The organism is Paragemmobacter amnigenus (assembly GCF_009908265.2).
Lineage (GTDB): Bacteria > Pseudomonadota > Alphaproteobacteria > Rhodobacterales > Rhodobacteraceae > Paragemmobacter > Paragemmobacter amnigenus.
Genome location: NZ_JAAATX020000007.1, coordinates 194,272 through 209,261 on the forward strand (window position 1 = coordinate 194,272; position 14,990 = coordinate 209,261).

General features: G+C 66.7%; 13 protein-coding genes. 8 read left to right on the plus strand and 5 right to left on the minus strand.

Going from position 1 to position 14,990, the window contains the following annotated elements; translation table 11 throughout:
* Nucleotides 1-7: 7 nt before the first annotated feature.
* Together glgB and GU927_RS11655 are read right to left on the minus strand one after the other, a co-directional pair.
* Entirely contained in the window at nt 8-2,191 is a 2,184-nt protein-coding gene (glgB, locus tag GU927_RS11650) for a 1,4-alpha-glucan branching protein GlgB (protein ID WP_161762613.1), read from the minus strand.
* Between the two features lie 37 nt (nt 2,192-2,228).
* Nucleotides 2,229-4,631, minus strand: coding sequence for a glycogen/starch/alpha-glucan phosphorylase (locus GU927_RS11655; protein WP_161762689.1), 2,403 nt, complete (start codon nt 4,629-4,631; stop codon nt 2,229-2,231).
* Nucleotides 4,632-4,965: 334 nt separating this feature from the next.
* Between GU927_RS11655 and GU927_RS11660 the strand changes: the two genes are divergently transcribed.
* From GU927_RS11660 to GU927_RS11695, 8 genes are all read left to right on the plus strand, one after another.
* Nucleotides 4,966-5,400, plus strand: coding sequence for an RrF2 family transcriptional regulator (locus GU927_RS11660; protein ID WP_161762614.1), 435 nt, complete (start codon nt 4,966-4,968; stop codon nt 5,398-5,400).
* A gap of 27 nt (nt 5,401-5,427) precedes the next feature.
* On the plus strand, nt 5,428-6,597 hold the full coding sequence (locus tag GU927_RS11665; protein WP_161762615.1) for a CaiB/BaiF CoA transferase family protein: 1,170 nt from the start codon (nt 5,428-5,430) through the stop codon (nt 6,595-6,597).
* A gap of 70 nt (nt 6,598-6,667) precedes the next feature.
* Complete coding sequence (locus GU927_RS11670; protein ID WP_161762616.1) at nt 6,668-7,066, plus strand: cupin domain-containing protein; 399 nt, start codon at nt 6,668-6,670, stop codon at nt 7,064-7,066.
* On the plus strand, nt 7,063-9,117 hold the full coding sequence (locus GU927_RS11675) for an ASKHA domain-containing protein (protein WP_161762617.1): 2,055 nt from the start codon (nt 7,063-7,065) through the stop codon (nt 9,115-9,117). Before GU927_RS11670 ends, GU927_RS11675 begins: the two co-directional genes overlap by 4 nt.
* A gap of 58 nt (nt 9,118-9,175) precedes the next feature.
* Nucleotides 9,176-9,739 (plus strand): sigma-70 family RNA polymerase sigma factor, encoded by a 564-nt coding sequence (locus tag GU927_RS11680; protein ID WP_217765602.1) that lies wholly within the window; start codon nt 9,176-9,178, stop codon nt 9,737-9,739.
* On the plus strand, nt 9,736-10,392 hold the full coding sequence (locus GU927_RS11685; RefSeq protein WP_161762618.1) for an anti-sigma factor: 657 nt from the start codon (nt 9,736-9,738) through the stop codon (nt 10,390-10,392). Before GU927_RS11680 ends, GU927_RS11685 begins: the two co-directional genes overlap by 4 nt.
* Before the next feature lie 98 nt (nt 10,393-10,490).
* On the plus strand, nt 10,491-11,048 hold the full coding sequence (locus GU927_RS11690) for a fasciclin domain-containing protein (RefSeq protein WP_161762619.1): 558 nt from the start codon (nt 10,491-10,493) through the stop codon (nt 11,046-11,048).
* Between the two features lie 245 nt (nt 11,049-11,293).
* Nucleotides 11,294-11,629, plus strand: a complete 336-nt coding sequence (locus GU927_RS11695) for a rhodanese-like domain-containing protein (RefSeq protein WP_161762620.1) — start codon at nt 11,294-11,296, stop codon at nt 11,627-11,629.
* On the opposite strand, the gene GU927_RS11700 is transcribed toward GU927_RS11695, so the two are convergent.
* From GU927_RS11700 to GU927_RS11710, 3 genes are all read right to left on the minus strand, one after another.
* Nucleotides 11,620-12,777 carry an MFS transporter gene (locus GU927_RS11700; protein ID WP_161762621.1) on the minus strand — a complete coding sequence of 386 codons (1,158 nt, stop codon included), beginning with the start codon at nt 12,775-12,777 and terminating at the stop codon, nt 11,620-11,622. The genes GU927_RS11695 and GU927_RS11700 overlap by 10 nt on opposite strands.
* 103 nt (nt 12,778-12,880) lie before the next feature.
* Nucleotides 12,881-14,275 carry a dihydrolipoyl dehydrogenase gene (gene lpdA, locus GU927_RS11705; protein WP_161762622.1) on the minus strand — a complete coding sequence of 465 codons (1,395 nt, stop codon included), beginning with the start codon at nt 14,273-14,275 and terminating at the stop codon, nt 12,881-12,883.
* A gap of 98 nt (nt 14,276-14,373) precedes the next feature.
* Entirely contained in the window at nt 14,374-14,949 is a 576-nt protein-coding gene (locus GU927_RS11710) for a DUF924 family protein (RefSeq protein WP_161762623.1), read from the minus strand.
* Nucleotides 14,950-14,990 lie beyond the last annotated feature (41 nt).

Below are 14,990 nucleotides of genomic sequence, written 5' to 3' on the forward strand. Positions count from 1 at the left end.
TTGACCTTCAAGACTTTGCCTGACGGAACCAGAGTGCCGAAAGCGGGGGCAGCGTGACAAGCGCGGATTGCGCCTGCCCGTGCCATGCGACCGCTTCGGTGGTCACGCCACCCATGTTCCCGCGATTGCCGCCGCCATAATGGGTGGCGTCGGTGTTCAGGATTTCGTCCCAATGCCCCGCCGCGGGCAGGCCCAGACGGTAGGACCGTTCGACCGGCGTCATGTTCACCACGCAGACCACCATCGGATCACCCGCGCGGCCCTTCCGGACCCAGGCATAGACCGAGGCACCCGCGTCGTTGCTTTCGATCCAGTCAAACCCTTCGGGCCGCGTGTCGTTCACATGCAGCGCGGGCGTGTCGCGATAGAGGCGGTTCAGGTCGCGCACCAACGCCTGCATGCCGCGATGGTCGGGCTGGTCGAGAAGGTGCCAGTCCAGCGACTGGTTGTGGTTCCATTCGCGCCCTTGGGCGAATTCGCAGCCCATGAAGAGCAGCTTCTTGCCCGGATGCGCCCACATGAACCCGTAATAGGCGCGCAGGTTGGCGAATTTTTCGGGCCCGTCGCCGGGCATCTTTTCCAGCATCGATCCCTTGCCGTGCACCACCTCGTCATGGCTGATCGGCAGGATGTAGTTTTCGGACCATGCGTAATGCAGGCCGAAGGTCATCTGGTGGTGGTGATACTGCCGGTAGATCGGGTCCTTGTGCATGTAGGACAGGGTGTCGTTCATCCAGCCCATGTTCCATTTGAAGCCGAAGCCCAGCCCCCCGTGGCTGACAGGGCGCGAGACGCCGGGAAAGGCGGTGCTTTCCTCGGCCACGGTCATGATCCCCGACACTTCGCCATAGACGGTGCTGTTCATCCGCTGCAGGAGCGAGATCGCCTCGTAATTCTCGCGCCCGCCGTCCTTGTTGGGGATCCACTCGCCGTCCTTGCGGGAATAGTCGCGGTAGAGCATGGAGGCCACGGCATCCACCCGCAGCCCGTCGATGTGGTATTCCTCGAGCCAGTAGAGCGCGTTGGAGACGAGGTAATTGGCCACCTCTACCCGCCCGTAATTGTAGATCAGGGTGTTCCAGTCCTGATGGAACCCCTCGCGCGGGTCGGCATGTTCGTAAAGCGCGGTGCCGTCAAAGCGGCCAAGGCCGTGCGGATCGGTCGGGAAATGGCCCGGCACCCAGTCGAGCAGGACGCCAAGCCCCCTGCGGTGCGCGGCATCGACCAGCGCGCGGAATTCGGCGGGGGTGCCGTGGCGGATGGTGGGGGCGAACATGCCGACGGGCTGGTAGCCCCAGCTTCCGTCGAAGGGGAATTCCGACACGGGCAGCAGTTCGATATGGGTAAAGCCCATGTCGGCCGCGTAACCCACCAACTGGTCGGCCAGTTCGAGGTAGGACAGCATCCGGTCGCCCGGCGCGCGGCGCCATGAGCCCAGATGCACCTCGTAGACCGAAATCGGCGCGTCGATCGTGTGGCGCGCGGCGCGGGTCGCCATCCAGCCGGCATCATCGAACCCGCCGCCGATGCGGCGCACGACAGAGGCATTGGCAGGCGGGTGTTCCGAGCCGAAGCCCACCGGATCGGCCTTGAGCGGGCCGACATAGCCGTTCTGGCCGCGGATCTCGTATTTGTAGGTCGCGCCCTCGCCCAGACTGGGGATGAAGGTTTCCCATATGCCGGTCGCCCCGCGCCGCCGCATCGGGTGGCGGCGGCCGTCCCAGATGTTGAAATCCCCGACAACCGAGACGCGTTCGGCATTGGGGGCCCAGACGGCGAAATGCGTGCCCTCCACCCCTTCATGGGTGATGACATGCGCGCCCAGCACCTGCCAGAGCCGTTTATGCGTGCCCTCGCCCAGCAGGTATTCGTCCATCTCGCCCAGCACGGGGCCGAAGCGGAAGGGATCGTCGAAGTCCCATGTCGTGCCATGGCCTTCGGCGCGCAGGCGGTAGGCCACCTGTTTCGGCAAGGCCGCGCAGAACAGCCCGTCGCAGCCGGGAACGGGCGTGGCGGGCACGGGCTTGCCTGCCTTGCCCGTCAGGACCGACAGATGGTCCGCCCCCGGCACGAAGGCGGTGACGACCCACGTCCCGTCGCGCCTGTGCAGGCCCAGCACGGAAAAGGGATCGCCGTGACGCCCTTCGACGATGGCCTTGGCGGCCGCGTGGTCGATCAGGTTTGCGGTCATGGCTGCCCCCCTCCTCCGAAGGCCCCACCCCGGCGCGTCAGAGCGCCGGAGTGACCCCCCAGATATCCTTCATGTAGCTGCGGATCGTGCGGTCGGACGAGAAGAAGCCCGAACGCGCCGTGTTCATCGCGGCCATCCGCAACCAGCGCGCGCGGTCGGCATAGGCGCGGTCCACCTGCCCCTGCGCGGCGTGGAAGGCGTCGAAGTCGGACGCCACGAGGAAATAGTCGTGATGCCAGACGCGGTGCACCAGCCCGTGATAGCGGTCGGGCTGGTCGGGCGAGAAGCGCCCCTCGGCGATCATCTGCAGCACGTCCTGCAGGGGCTGGCTCGCCTCGATCGCCTTGCGGGCATGTTCGGGGTCTTCGCGGCGCTTCGTCACCTCTTCCGCCGTCAGGCCGAAGAGGAAGAAGTTTTCCGCCCCCACCTCTTGCAGGATTTCCACGTTCGCGCCGTCCAGCGTGCCGATGGTGGGCGCGCCGTTCATCATGAACTTCATGTTGCCGGTGCCCGATGCCTCTTTCCCGGCGGTGGAGATCTGTTCGGACAGGTCGGCGGCAGGAACAAGGCGTTCGGCCATGCTGACATTGTAATTGGCCGGATAGACGATCTTCAGCAGATCGCCGGTGACGGGGTCATTGTTCACCACCGCCGCAACATCGTTGATGAGGTGGATGATTTCCTTGGCCACCGCATAGCCCGGCGCGGATTTGCCGCCGAAGATCTTGACCCGCGGCACCCAGTCGGCCTTGGGGTTGGCGCGGATCGCGTGCCAATGGGCGATGGTTTCGAGGATGTTCAGAAGCTGGCGCTTGTATTCATGGATGCGCTTGATCTGCACATCGAACAGCGCGTCGGGGTTCACCTGCACGCCGCATTCCGCGCCGATCCAGTTCGACAGCGCCACCTTGTTCGCGCGCTTGGCCGCGCCGAAGGCATCGGCAAAGCTGCGCGAGGCGACATGCGGCTCCAGCCCGCGCAGGCGGTCGAGGTCATCCTCCCACCCCTCGCCGATCGTGTCGGTGATCAGCCGCGCCAGAGGGCGGTTCGCCATCTTCAGCCAGCGGCGCGGGGTCACGCCGTTGGTCTGGTTGATGATCCGACCCGGATGCAGGCGGTCGAGTTCCGGAAAGAGGTTCTTCTTCACGAGATCGGAATGCAGCGCCGAGACGCCGTTGACCTTGTGCGCCATGATGAAGGCCAGCTCGCCCATACGCACCTCGTGATGCTTCACGATGCCCACGTAATGCGGGCGCGAGGGGTAGGTCATGCGGTGCCAGCTGTCGATCTTCTCCACGATCTGCATGTGCCGCGGCAGGACATTGCCGAAGGTGAAGGTGGCCCAGCGTTCCAGCGCCTCGGGCAGCAGCGTGTGGTTGGTATAGCCCAGACATCCCCGCGCGACGTCGAGCGCGTCTGCAAAGGGCATGGCGTGGTCGTCCATCAGCAGGCGGATCAGTTCCGGCCCCGCGATGGCGGGGTGGGTGTCGTTCATCTGGATCGCCACATGTTTCGGCAGGTCGCGCAGGTCGGAATGGCGGGCAAGATAGCGGCGCAGGATGTCCTGCAACGCGGCAGAGGTCAGGAAGAATTCCTGCTTCAGCCGCAATTCCTTGCCCTGATAGGTGGTGTCGTCGGGATAGAGGACGCGCGACAGCGTGCGCGCCAGCGCCTCGGGTTCCGCGGCGGCGGCATAGTCGCCACGGTTGAAGCGGTCCAGATCGAAGAGCGTGGTGGGCTTCGCCGCCCAGAGCCGCAGCGTATTGGCCCATTTGCCCTGCCAGCCGATCACCGGCGTGTCATGCGCCTCGGCCAGCACGGTTTCGCCCGGCACCCAGACCTCGCGCCCGCCTTGGGTTTCGACATGGCCCTTGAAGGGGATGGTGTAGGCGCTTTCGGGGCGGGCGAATTCCCACGGATGGGACTGGGTCAGCCAGTCCTCGGGCGTTTCGACCTGCTGGCCGCCTTCGAAGCGCTGGCGGAACAGGCCGTGTTCATAGCGGATGCCATAGCCATAGGCGGGGCAGCCCAGCGTCGCCATGCTTTCCATGAAACAGGCCGCCAGACGCCCCAGACCGCCATTCCCCAGCGCCGCATCGGGTTCGTTTTCCACGATGGCGCGGAAATCCTGACCGAAGCCTGCCATCGCCTCTTCGGCCACATCCCGCAGGCCAAGGTTGATCGTCGCATCCTCCAAGAGCCGGCCGATCAGGAATTCCATCGACAGGTAATGGACGCGCTTGCGATCCTCGGCCCATGTGCGGCGGGTGGAGGCGAACCACGGCTCCACGATACGGTCGCGGATCGCGAAGGACAGCGCCATCCGCCAGTCATAGACCGATGCATTCGGCGCGTCCTTGCCCAGTGTATAGGTCAGGTGGCGCGCGATATCGGCTTGCAGCGTGGTCGGGGTGAGACTCAGGTCGTTCACGTGATACATCCGCTTGTGGCACTGATGCGCCCACCCTAGGCCCCCTTCCCTGACGGTCAAGCAGACCCCTTGGGCGGCGCGGCGGGACGGACGGGCGCAAATTCTTTCAAACCGCTTTAAATGTTATCGCTATCAATCGCAATGGACTTGTTATCGGTGCAGCCCGTGATGCACCTCAAACCGGTTTGAATTTCCGAACACACACCGACTTTCCTGCTTTGACAGGCCGGTTCGACGGCCATCAACGGCCTGCTGCAAAACTGATCTGGATCATATCGGGCAAGGTGCACCCTGCATAAACCTTTGGCGGGAAAGACGCAGCGGCCAAGTCCGGAGCCAGACGATGAGACTCACCATACGAACTAATCTTGCCATGCGGACGCTGATGTTCTGCGCGGTGAATGCGGGGCGCACCGTCCGCAAGCACGAGGTGGCAGAGGCCTGCAATGCCTCGGAGAACCACCTTGCACAGGTGATCCACCTGCTGGCGCAGAAGAAATTTCTGCGGACGGTGCGGGGCCGTTCGGGCGGGCTGACGCTGGGCCGTGCGGCGGACAAGATCACCGTGGGCGAGGTGTTCCGCGAATTCGAATCCGTCCTGCCTTTCACCGAATGTTTCGCGGGGGGCGAGAACAACTGCCCGCTGGTCGGGGCCTGCCGTCTGAAATGCGTGCTTGGCGATGCGCTGAAGGCGTTTTATGCGGAACTCGACCGCGTGACCGTGGCCGATCTGGTGGCCGACAATGGCGAGCTTGTCTCGCTTCTGGAGGTTGCCTGACCGGCACACCTGCAGGAAGGACCGAAGATGACTGCCCCGCTTTCCGGCGCACCGCTGGCCGGACTGGTCGTGCTGGACATGACGCATGTTCTGGCAGGCCCCTTTTGCGCGACGATCCTGTCCGATCTGGGCGCGCGCGTGATCAAGGTCGAACGGCCCGTGACAGGCGACGATACGCGCGCCTTTCCGCCCTTTGTGCAGGGCGAGTCGGCCTATTTCGCCGCACTGAATGCGGGCAAGCAGTCCATCGCGCTGGACCTGCGGGCCGGGGGTGACCGTGCGATCTTCGACCGGCTGCTGGCACGGGCGGATGTGCTGCTGGAGAATTACAGACCCGGCGTTATGGAGCGGCTGGGGTACGGCTACGAGGTGCTGCATGCGCGTCATCCGCGGCTGATCTATGGCGCGGTGTCGGGCTTTGGCCATACGGGGCCGGATTCGCAGAAACCGGCCTATGACATGGTGGTGCAGGCCCGCGGCGGGGTGATGTCGATCACGGGCGAGGAAGGCGGCCCGCCCGTGCGCGTCGGTGCCTCGATCGGGGATATCGTGGCGGGGATGTATCTGGCGCAGGGCGTTCTGGCCGCGCTTTTTGCCCGCGAGCGGACGGGCGAAGGGGCCAAGGTCGATATCGGGATGCTGGATGCCCAGATCGCGATACAGGAACACAGCCTTGCCCTGACCACCGCCACGGGCCATGCGCCGGGGCCGACCGGTGCGCGGCATCCCACGATCACGCCGTTTTCCACCTTTCGCGCGGCGGACGGGTTCTTTGTCATCGCCGCCGGAAATGACGCGCTGTTTGCCAAGCTGTGCGAGGCGCTGGCCCTGCCGCTGGCCGATGATGCGCGCTTTGCGACCAATGCCGCGCGCTGCGAGAATGTGCATCTGCTCAAGCGGTTGATCGAGGCGGTCACGCTGGGCCAGACGGCGGATCACTGGGTGGCGGTGCTGGAGGCGGCGGGGGTGCCGACGGGGCGGGTGCAGGACATGGCGCAGGCGCTGCGCGACCCTCAGGTTCTGGCGCGCAACATGGTCTTGCCGGTCACGCCACGGGCGGGGGGACCGGCCTTTTCGGCGGCGGGCAACCCGATCAAGATGACGGGCCTGCCGGAACCCGCCGCGCGGGCCGCTGCCCCGCTGCTGGATGGCGACCGCGCCGCGATCCTTGCATGGCTTGACGCCGCCGGACGCTGACACGCCGCAAATCGCCATGGCCCGCGCGCCGGAGCGCCCTACAACAGCAGCTCGAACAGGAGAAATGCCCGTGCCCACCGCGACCGCCGTGGACCAATCCACCCTGCCCGACGAGTGCTGGGATGACCCCACGCGCGGGTCGATCCGCTTTCGCACGCTGATCTCGGCCCCGCGGACGGATAGCGACGAAATCACCTGCGGCATCGCGATCATGGCAGCGGGCGATACCTTCCCGCTGCATTCCCATCCGCAGGCCGAGGTCTATTTCGGGCTTGACGGCGAGGGCGAGGTGCTGGTCGACGGCATCCCCCACCGGCTTGCCCCCGGGGTTGCGCTTTACATCCCAGGCGGTGCCGTGCATGGCGTGCCGCGGGCCAAGGCCCCGCTGCGGTGGTTCTACACCTTCGCCGCGACCTCCTTTTCCGACATCGAGTACACATTCCTTACCAAAGCGGAACAGACGCCATGACCGATGCCGCCACCCAGGACGCGCTTGTGATCTTTACCCCTTCGGGCAAGCGGGGCCGTTTCCCGCTTGGCACGCCCGTGCTGACTGCGGCGCGGCAATTGGGGGTCGATCTGGACAGCGTCTGCGGCGGGCGGGGCATCTGCTCCAAGTGCCAGATCACGCCGAGCTATGGCGATTTTCCCAAGCACGGGGTGACGGTGGCGGATGGCGCGCTGACCGAGTGGAACAGCGTCGAGGAACGCTACAAGTCCAAGCGCGGGATGATCGACGGGCGGCGTCTGGGCTGTCAGGCCAAGGTGATGGGCGACGTGGTGATCGACGTGCCGCCGGAAAGCCAGGTTCACAAGCAGGTGATCCGCAAGTCCGCGACGCAGCGCGACATCGTGATGGACCCCGCGACGCGGCTTCTCTACGTCGAGGTGGCCGAGCCCGACATGCACGAACCCACGGGGGATTTCGAGCGGCTGGCGATTGCGCTTCGCGAGCAGTGGCAGGTGGAGGATGTGGTGGCCGACCTTGCGCTGCTGCGCCGGTTGCAGCCCGTCCTGCGGAAGGGGGAATTCAAGGTCACCGTGGCGCTGCACAAGGGCAACCATGACGACCGGCACCGTATCCTCGACCTCTGGCCGGGGTTCCATGAGGGCGGGCTTTACGGGCTGGCGATCGACCTTGGCTCGACCACCATCGCCGCGCATCTGTGCGATCTGAAGGACGGGTCGGTGCTTGCCTCGTCGGGGCTGATGAACCCGCAGATCCGCTTTGGCGAGGATCTGATGAGCCGCGTTTCCTATGCCATGATGAACCCCGGCGGGGATGTGGAGATGACGCGCGCCGTGCGCGAGGCGATCAATGCGCTGGCGGCGTCGATCGCCACCGAGGCGGGCATCGATGCGGGCGCGATCTACGAGGTGGTCTTTGTCTGCAACCCCGTGATGCACCATCTGCTGCTGGGCATCGACCCCGTCGAACTGGGTCAGGCGCCCTTTGCGCTGGCGACGTCGGGCAGCCTGAGCCTCGATGCGCGCGATCTGGAGCTGTCGAACCTGAACCGTGCGGCGCGGGTCTATGTCCTGCCCTGCATCGCGGGGCATGTGGGGGCGGATGCGGCGGCGGTGGCGTTGTCGGAGGAGCCGAACAAATCCAAGGACATGGTCCTGATCGTGGATGTGGGCACCAATGCCGAGATCCTGCTGGGCAACGAAACCCGCGTCCTTGCCTGTTCCTCGCCCACCGGTCCCGCCTTCGAGGGCGCGCAGATTTCCAGTGGGCAGCGCGCTGCACCCGGCGCCATCGAGCGGGTGGAGATCGACCCCGTCACGAAGGAGCCGCGGTTCAAGGTCATCGGCTGCGACCTGTGGTCGACCGAGGCGGGGTTTGCCGAAGCGACAAAGCAGACGGGTATCACCGGCATCTGCGGATCGGGCATCATCGAGGCGGTGGCGGAACTGCGTCTTGCGGGTCTGCTCGACCCCGGCGGGCTGATCGGCAGCCCCGAGCAGACGGGGACATGGCGCTGCTCGCCCGAGGGGCGGACGCATAGCTACGTCCTGCATGACGGCACGGCAGAGGGCGGGCCGAAGATCATGGTGACGCAGGGCGACATCCGCGCGATCCAGCTGGCGAAATCGGCGCTCTATGCCGGTGCGCGGCTGCTGATGGACGAGATGGGGGTGGAAAAGGTGGACCGCGTCACGCTGGCGGGGGCCTTCGGCGCGCATATCAGCCCCAAGCACGCGATGGTGCTGGGCATGATCCCCGACGTGCCGCTGGACGAGGTGACGAGCGCGGGCAACGCCGCCGGAACCGGCGCGCGCATCGCGCTGTGCAACGTGGCGGCGCGCGACCAGATCGAGGCGACGGTGCACCAGATCCATAAGGTCGAAACCGCGATCGAGCCGCGCTTTCAGGAGCATTTCGTCAACGCCAATGCCATCCCCCACGCGACCGACCCCTTCCCCGAACTGAACGCCATCGTCACCCTGCCCGATGTCAGCTTCAACGCGGGCGGTTCGGGCGGCGGGGGCGAGGGGCGGCGGCGGCGGCGCGGCTGATCGGGTCTTTCCTTCGCGGCGCGGCGGTTTACACTGCTTTCCGACGCGCGGCAGGAAGATGATGACGGACGACCCGGTTGCAGAGTTGATTATCCGGGTGGCCGCGCAGGATCGCGCGGCCTTCCGCACGCTTTACGGCCAGACCTCGGCGAAACTCATGGGCGTCCTGCTCCGTATCCTCGGCACAAGGTCCGAGGCGGAGGATGCGCTTCAGGAAGTCTTCACCCGTGTCTGGCTGCGCGCCGGACGCTTTGACGCGACGAAGGGGCGCGGCATGACCTGGCTGATCGCCATCGCCCGCAACCATGCGATCGACCGTCTGCGCGCCCGCCCCACGGCGGTGCAGGTCGTGGCACGGGACGCGGAAGACGCCGACCCTGTGGAACAGGTGCGCGACACCGCCCCCACCGCCGAGACGCGGATGATCGCGGCGGGCGAGGCGCGGCGCATCGCGGATTGCTTCGAGACGCTGGAGCCGGACCGGGCCGAGGCGGTGCGCGGGGCCTATCTCGGGGGGCTGTCCTATCTGGACCTTGCCGAACGGCATGGCGTGCCGCTGAATACGATGCGGACATGGCTGCGGCGCAGTCTGCTGAAGCTGAGGGAGTGTCTGGACGCATGACCGACGACCTTCCCCACAGCCCGCTGGACGAGGATGATGCACTGGCCGCGGAATATGTGCTGGGCGTGCTGGCGCTGGCCGAGCGGATGGCGGTCGAGGCGCGGGTCAGGAACGACAGCGCCTTTGCCGCCCGCGTGACGGCGTGGGAAAACCGGCTGGCCGGTCTGAACGACGGTTATGGCGATATCCCTGCGCCGGACCTGATGCCGAAGATCGAGGCGCGGCTGTTCCCGCAACCGGCCAAGGCGCGGCGGGGCCTGTTTGGCTGGCTCGCGGGGGCGCTGGCGGCGGCGGTTGTGGCCGTGGCGGCGGTCGTCCTGCTGCAACCCGCGCCCCCTGCCCCCGTCATCGCCACGCTGGGCGAGGCGGATGCCCCCCTGCGTTTCGAGGCGCGCTTTGACGGCGCGGCGATCACCGTGACGCGGGTGGCAGGCACACCCGCCCCCGCAGGTCAGGTGCAGGAGGTCTGGATCATCGCCCCCGACGCGGCCCCCGTCTCGCTGGGCCTGCTGGAGGGCGAGAGCCTTTCCGTCCCCTATCCGCAGGCCCCTGCGGGATGGACGCTGGCCGTGTCGCTGGAACCTGCGGGCGGGTCGCCCACCGGCGCGCCGACGGGGCCGGTTCTGGCGGCAGGCACGATCACGGAGCTGTGACCGAAGGATTTTCGGTCCGCCTGAAACTCGGGCGCTTCACCCCCCGTAGCTCCGGACACAAGGCAGGACGGTCCTGCCTCTGATCCGGAGGACACCACATGAAACTTCGTCTCGCAACCGCCGCCTTCGCCCTTGCCGCAGGCACCGCCTTTGCCGCCAGCCATGGCGGGGACAACCCGATGGTGGGCGGCGCGCCCATGTTCGCGGACAAGACCATCGTCGAGAATGCCGTGAACTCGGCCGACCACACCACCCTCGTCGCCGCAGTGCAGGCCGCCGGTCTGGTGGAAACGCTGCAGGGCGAAGGGCCCTTCACCGTCTTTGCCCCCACCAACGCGGCCTTCGCGAAGCTGCCCGCGGGCACCGTCGAAACCCTGCTGAAGCCGGAAAACAAGGACCAACTGGTCAAGATCCTGACCTGCCATGTCGTCGCCGCCAATGCGCTGGCCGCGGATATCAACAGGATGGTCGCCGATGACGGCGGGATGCATCCGGTCAAGACGGTGGGCGGCTGCGAATTCACCGCCATGATCGAAGGCGAGGCGATCAGGATCAAGGATGGCCAAGGCAATGTCGCCACGGTCGAGATCGCGGATGTAAAGCAATCGAACGGCGTCATCCACGTCATCGACACGGTCCTTCTGCCCGCGAACTGATCGCGCGGCAGAGGCTGCGCCGCGCGGGGCCGTCACTCCCCGCCGGCGGGCGGACCTGCGGCCCGCGCTGCCGCCATCTGTCCCCGAACCAAGGCCGTGGACCGCAGGCCGGGTCCCGCAGGTTTGCCCTGCGGGACCCTTTTTTTCCCGGCGGGGTCCGGTTGGCGCGGGGAGTCGCGGCTCTGCCCTTTACTTATTCCGTAGTTTGCATATGTAAGGCGGAACCCAAGCTGAAAGGCCCGACCATGACCGCCATCACCTCGATCCCCGAAGCCATCGCCGCCGCCGCCGAGGGCAGGATCACCCTGCTTGACGTGCGCGAGAGTGGCGAGATTGCCGCCTCGGGCACCGCACGGGGGGCGGTCCATATTCCGCTGGGGCTCTTGCCGCTCAAGGCCGATCCGAAGGCACCGGATTACGACCGGCGGCTGGCGGGCAAGCCTATCGCGGTGTTCTGCGCGGCGGGCGCGCGGGCGGGGCGGGCGGTCAGCCTGCTGCGGCAATTCGGGCATGAGGCGGTGAATATCGGCGGCTTCGGCGACTGGTGCGGCTGCGGCGGTCCGGTGCAGCGTCAGGCCTGACGGCGGCGCGCCTGTATCCAGTGCAGCAGGATCCCTGCCGCGCACAGCGGCAGGGCAAAGACGACCACACCCGCAGGACCGATCTGCGCGATCAGCAGGGCCAAGAGCGGCGTGCCGGTCGTGGTGCCCACATTGCCAAGCTGCGCCACCGCGCCCGAGGCGCGGGCGCGATCGCCGGCCGTATCGTTCAGCTGCGGGATGGAGGCGAAGCTGGCACCCTGCACGATCCCCATCGCGCCGGCCAATGCGAAGGCCGCCACAAGGGCCAGCACAGGCTGGTCCCATCCGGCCCAGAGCGCCAGTGTCGCCACCAGCCCCGCCCCGTAGCCCGCCTGCACCATCTGCACGGCACTGATGTAGCGCAGCCCCCAGACCCCCAGCGTCAGCGAGACGGCAATGGACAGAAGCGGCATCCCCGCCGCGGCCAGCGCGCGCTGGCCTTCCGGCAGGAGCGGGGGCAGCAGGGTGAGAAGCGCCACGTAAAGCGCGGTGTAGAAGACGAACCCCATCGCGGGTGCTGCCATGCGGGGCGAGGCGTAGATGGTCCCGTGCTGCCGGACCAACCCGCCGATCGAGGGCAGCGGCGGTGCGGCAGGATCGCGCGGCAGCAGCAGGGCAAGGATCACGGCCAGCGCGGCCATCCAGACGGCATGGGTCAAAAACAGCGCCGCCACGCTGCCCCCGGCCAGAAGCGGCGGGGCGATCAGGGCCAGCAGGGCATAGGTCACGCCGAAGAAGCTGCTCCACAGCGTCATGGCAAGGCCCTGGTGGCGCGGCGGGGCGAGGCCTGCGATCATCGTGGGGCCGACCACCACGATGGCAAGATGTGACACCCCTTCCAGCACGCGGGTCAGGATCAGCGCGGCATAGGGCAGCGGCAGGGTCTGGAGCGCAGAGACGACCGCCCCCAGCGCCAGCGCCGCGACGATGGCACGGCGCGGCCCGACGCGCGCGACCAGAAGCCCCGCCGTGGTGCCGAAGACCAGCCCGACGATGCCGACGATGGACACGATCAGCCCGATCCCCGCCGCGCCATGTTCGGGATAGCGCGCGGCCATAAGGTCGAAGGAAAAGGACAGCTTGCCGAACTGCGCCGCCGAACCCAGCCCCGCCAGCCAGAGGGCCAGCACCGTCACGACAGCGCGCATCCCCTGCCCCTTCCCCGTTGTCCAAATATCCTCGGGGGGAGTCATGGCGCAGCCATGACGGGGGGCAGACGGCCCCCCTGCCCGGCCCGATCCCCGCGCGGCGTCAGAAGTGCAGCGCGCGGCCGTAGGCGTCAAGCACCGCTTCGTGCATCATCTCGGACAGGGTGGGATGCGGGAACACGGTGTTCATCAGGTCTTCCTCGGTCGTCTCAAGCGACCGGCCCACGACATAGCCCTGTATCAGCTCGGTCACCTCGGCGCCGATCATGTGGGCACCAAGGAGTTCGCCGGTCTTGGCGTCAAATACGGTCTTGATCATGCCTTCGGATTCGCCAAGGGCGATAGCCTTGCCATTGCCGATGAAGGGGAAGCGGCCGACCTTGATGTCATAGCCCGCCTCTTTCGCCTTGGCCTCGGTCAGCCCGACCGATGCCACCTGCGGGTGGCAATAGGTGCAGCCGGCGATGGAATTGGGCTTGATCGGGTGCGGATGCTTGCCCGCGATGAGTTCGGCCACCATGACGCCCTCGTGGCTGGCCTTGTGCGCAAGCCACGGCGCGCCCGCGATGTCGCCGATGGCGTAAAGCCCGTCGACACCCGTGCGGCAGAATTCGTCGGTGATGACATGGGTGCGGTCGATCTTCACCCCCAGCGCCTCGAGCCCGAGGTTTTCGACGTTGCCGACGATGCCGACGGCGGAAATCACCGTGTCGAAGTCGTGGGTTTCGATCTTGCCGCCGATTTCGATATGCGCGGTGACGCCCACGCCCGGCTTGCGGTCCAGCTTCTTCACCCCAGCCTTTTCGAGGATCTTCATGCCCTGCTTGACGAACTGCTTTTTCGCGAAGGCGCTGATCTCTGCATCCTCGACGGGAAGGATGCGGTCCATCACCTCGACCACCGTCGTATCGGCGCCAAGCGTGTTGAAGAAGGAGGCGAATTCGATGCCGATGGCGCCCGAGCCGATCACGAGGAGCTTTTTCGGCATCCGTTTGGGTTGCAGCGCGTGCTTGTAGGTCCAGACCAGATCGCCATCCGCCTCGAGCCCCGGAAGTTCGCGGGCGCGGGCCCCGGTGGCGAGGATGATGTGCGGGGCAGTCAGGTCTTCGGTGCCCTTGTCGGTTTTCACCGAAACCTTGCCCTTGGCGGTGACGGTGGCCTGCCCCATCACGACCGCGATCTTGTTCTTCTTCATCAGGTGGCCGATGCCGGAGGACAGCTGTTTCGCCACCCCGCGCGAGCGGGCGACGACGGCGGGCAGGTCATAGCCGATCCCGTCAGCCTTCAGCCCGAATTCCTTGGCGCGGTGCATCAGGTGGAAGACTTCGGCCGAGCGCAAGAGCGCCTTGGTCGGGATGCATCCCCAGTTCAGGCAGATGCCGCCCAGATGTTCGCGTTCGACGATGACGACCTTCAGGCCCAGTTGCGCCGCACGGATGGCGGCGACATAGCCGCCCGGACCTGCACCGATCACGATCACATCATAGGCAGCGGCCATCGGATTTCCTCCCTCAAAGAAACTGGTTTGGCCTTAAACTACTTTTCGGACCCAAGCAACGCAGGCAGCGCCGCAGCCCCATGCAGCCAGCGCATGGCTCATTCCGCAGCCTGCAGGCGCCGCAGCTCGGCCGCGTAGCCGCCCTGATCGAGCCAGTCCTGTTCCTGCGGGGTGGAAAACCGCCCCATGGCCACGTTGCGGCCGGGAAAGCGGCCGAAGCGGGCGATGATCGCCTGATGCGCGCGGGCATGCAGCGCCATTGCGGGGTCCGAGGACAGGCGTTCGGCCATCAGCCGCACGGCAAGGTCCTGATCGGCGGTGTCTTCGGAATGTTCGAAGGGCATGTAGAAGAATTGCCGGTCCGGTTCCGGCGCGCCCATGTCCCAGCCTGCGGCAAGCGCGGTTCGGGCGGCATCACGGGCGCGGGCGTCGGTGGCGAAGCTGTCGGCGGTGCCGCGGAACATGTTGCGCGGCAGCTGGTCGGTCAGGATGAGGAAGGCCAGCGTGCCGACCGTGCCGTCGATCCAGTGGTCCAGATGGCCTTCGCGCGCGGCCTGCCAGAGATCGGCAAAGCGGTCGCGGCAGGCGGCGTCGATCTCCTCTCCCCCGGCATACCAGCCGTCGGGGCCGATCTCGCCCAGCCAGAAATCCAGCAGTTCCACCGGGTCCGACATGGGGCGTCCTTTCCTTTGTCACGGCCAGCGTGGCAGGGAAC

What these genes read in the sequence shown, in the direction of transcription:
- GU927_RS11710 (WP_161762623.1), bottom strand. Translation starts at nt 14,949, where the DNA reads ATGTCGGACCCGGTGGAACTGCTGGATTTCTGGCTGGGCGAGATCGGC.
- GU927_RS11665 (WP_161762615.1), top strand. Translation starts at nt 5,428, where the DNA reads ATGACTGCCCCGCTTTCCGGCGCACCGCTGGCCGGACTGGTCGTGCTG.
- GU927_RS11655 (WP_161762689.1), bottom strand. Translation starts at nt 4,631, where the DNA reads ATGTATCACGTGAACGACCTGAGTCTCACCCCGACCACGCTGCAAGCC.
- GU927_RS11680 (WP_217765602.1), top strand. Translation starts at nt 9,176, where the DNA reads ATGATGACGGACGACCCGGTTGCAGAGTTGATTATCCGGGTGGCCGCG.
- GU927_RS11690 (WP_161762619.1), top strand. Translation starts at nt 10,491, where the DNA reads ATGAAACTTCGTCTCGCAACCGCCGCCTTCGCCCTTGCCGCAGGCACC.
- GU927_RS11660 (WP_161762614.1), top strand. Translation starts at nt 4,966, where the DNA reads ATGAGACTCACCATACGAACTAATCTTGCCATGCGGACGCTGATGTTC.
- GU927_RS11685 (WP_161762618.1), top strand. Translation starts at nt 9,736, where the DNA reads ATGACCGACGACCTTCCCCACAGCCCGCTGGACGAGGATGATGCACTG.
- GU927_RS11700 (WP_161762621.1), bottom strand. Translation starts at nt 12,777, where the DNA reads ATGCGCGCTGTCGTGACGGTGCTGGCCCTCTGGCTGGCGGGGCTGGGT.
- GU927_RS11695 (WP_161762620.1), top strand. Translation starts at nt 11,294, where the DNA reads ATGACCGCCATCACCTCGATCCCCGAAGCCATCGCCGCCGCCGCCGAG.
- lpdA (WP_161762622.1), bottom strand. Translation starts at nt 14,275, where the DNA reads ATGGCCGCTGCCTATGATGTGATCGTGATCGGTGCAGGTCCGGGCGGC.
- glgB (WP_161762613.1), bottom strand. Translation starts at nt 2,191, where the DNA reads ATGACCGCAAACCTGATCGACCACGCGGCCGCCAAGGCCATCGTCGAA.
- GU927_RS11675 (WP_161762617.1), top strand. Translation starts at nt 7,063, where the DNA reads ATGACCGATGCCGCCACCCAGGACGCGCTTGTGATCTTTACCCCTTCG.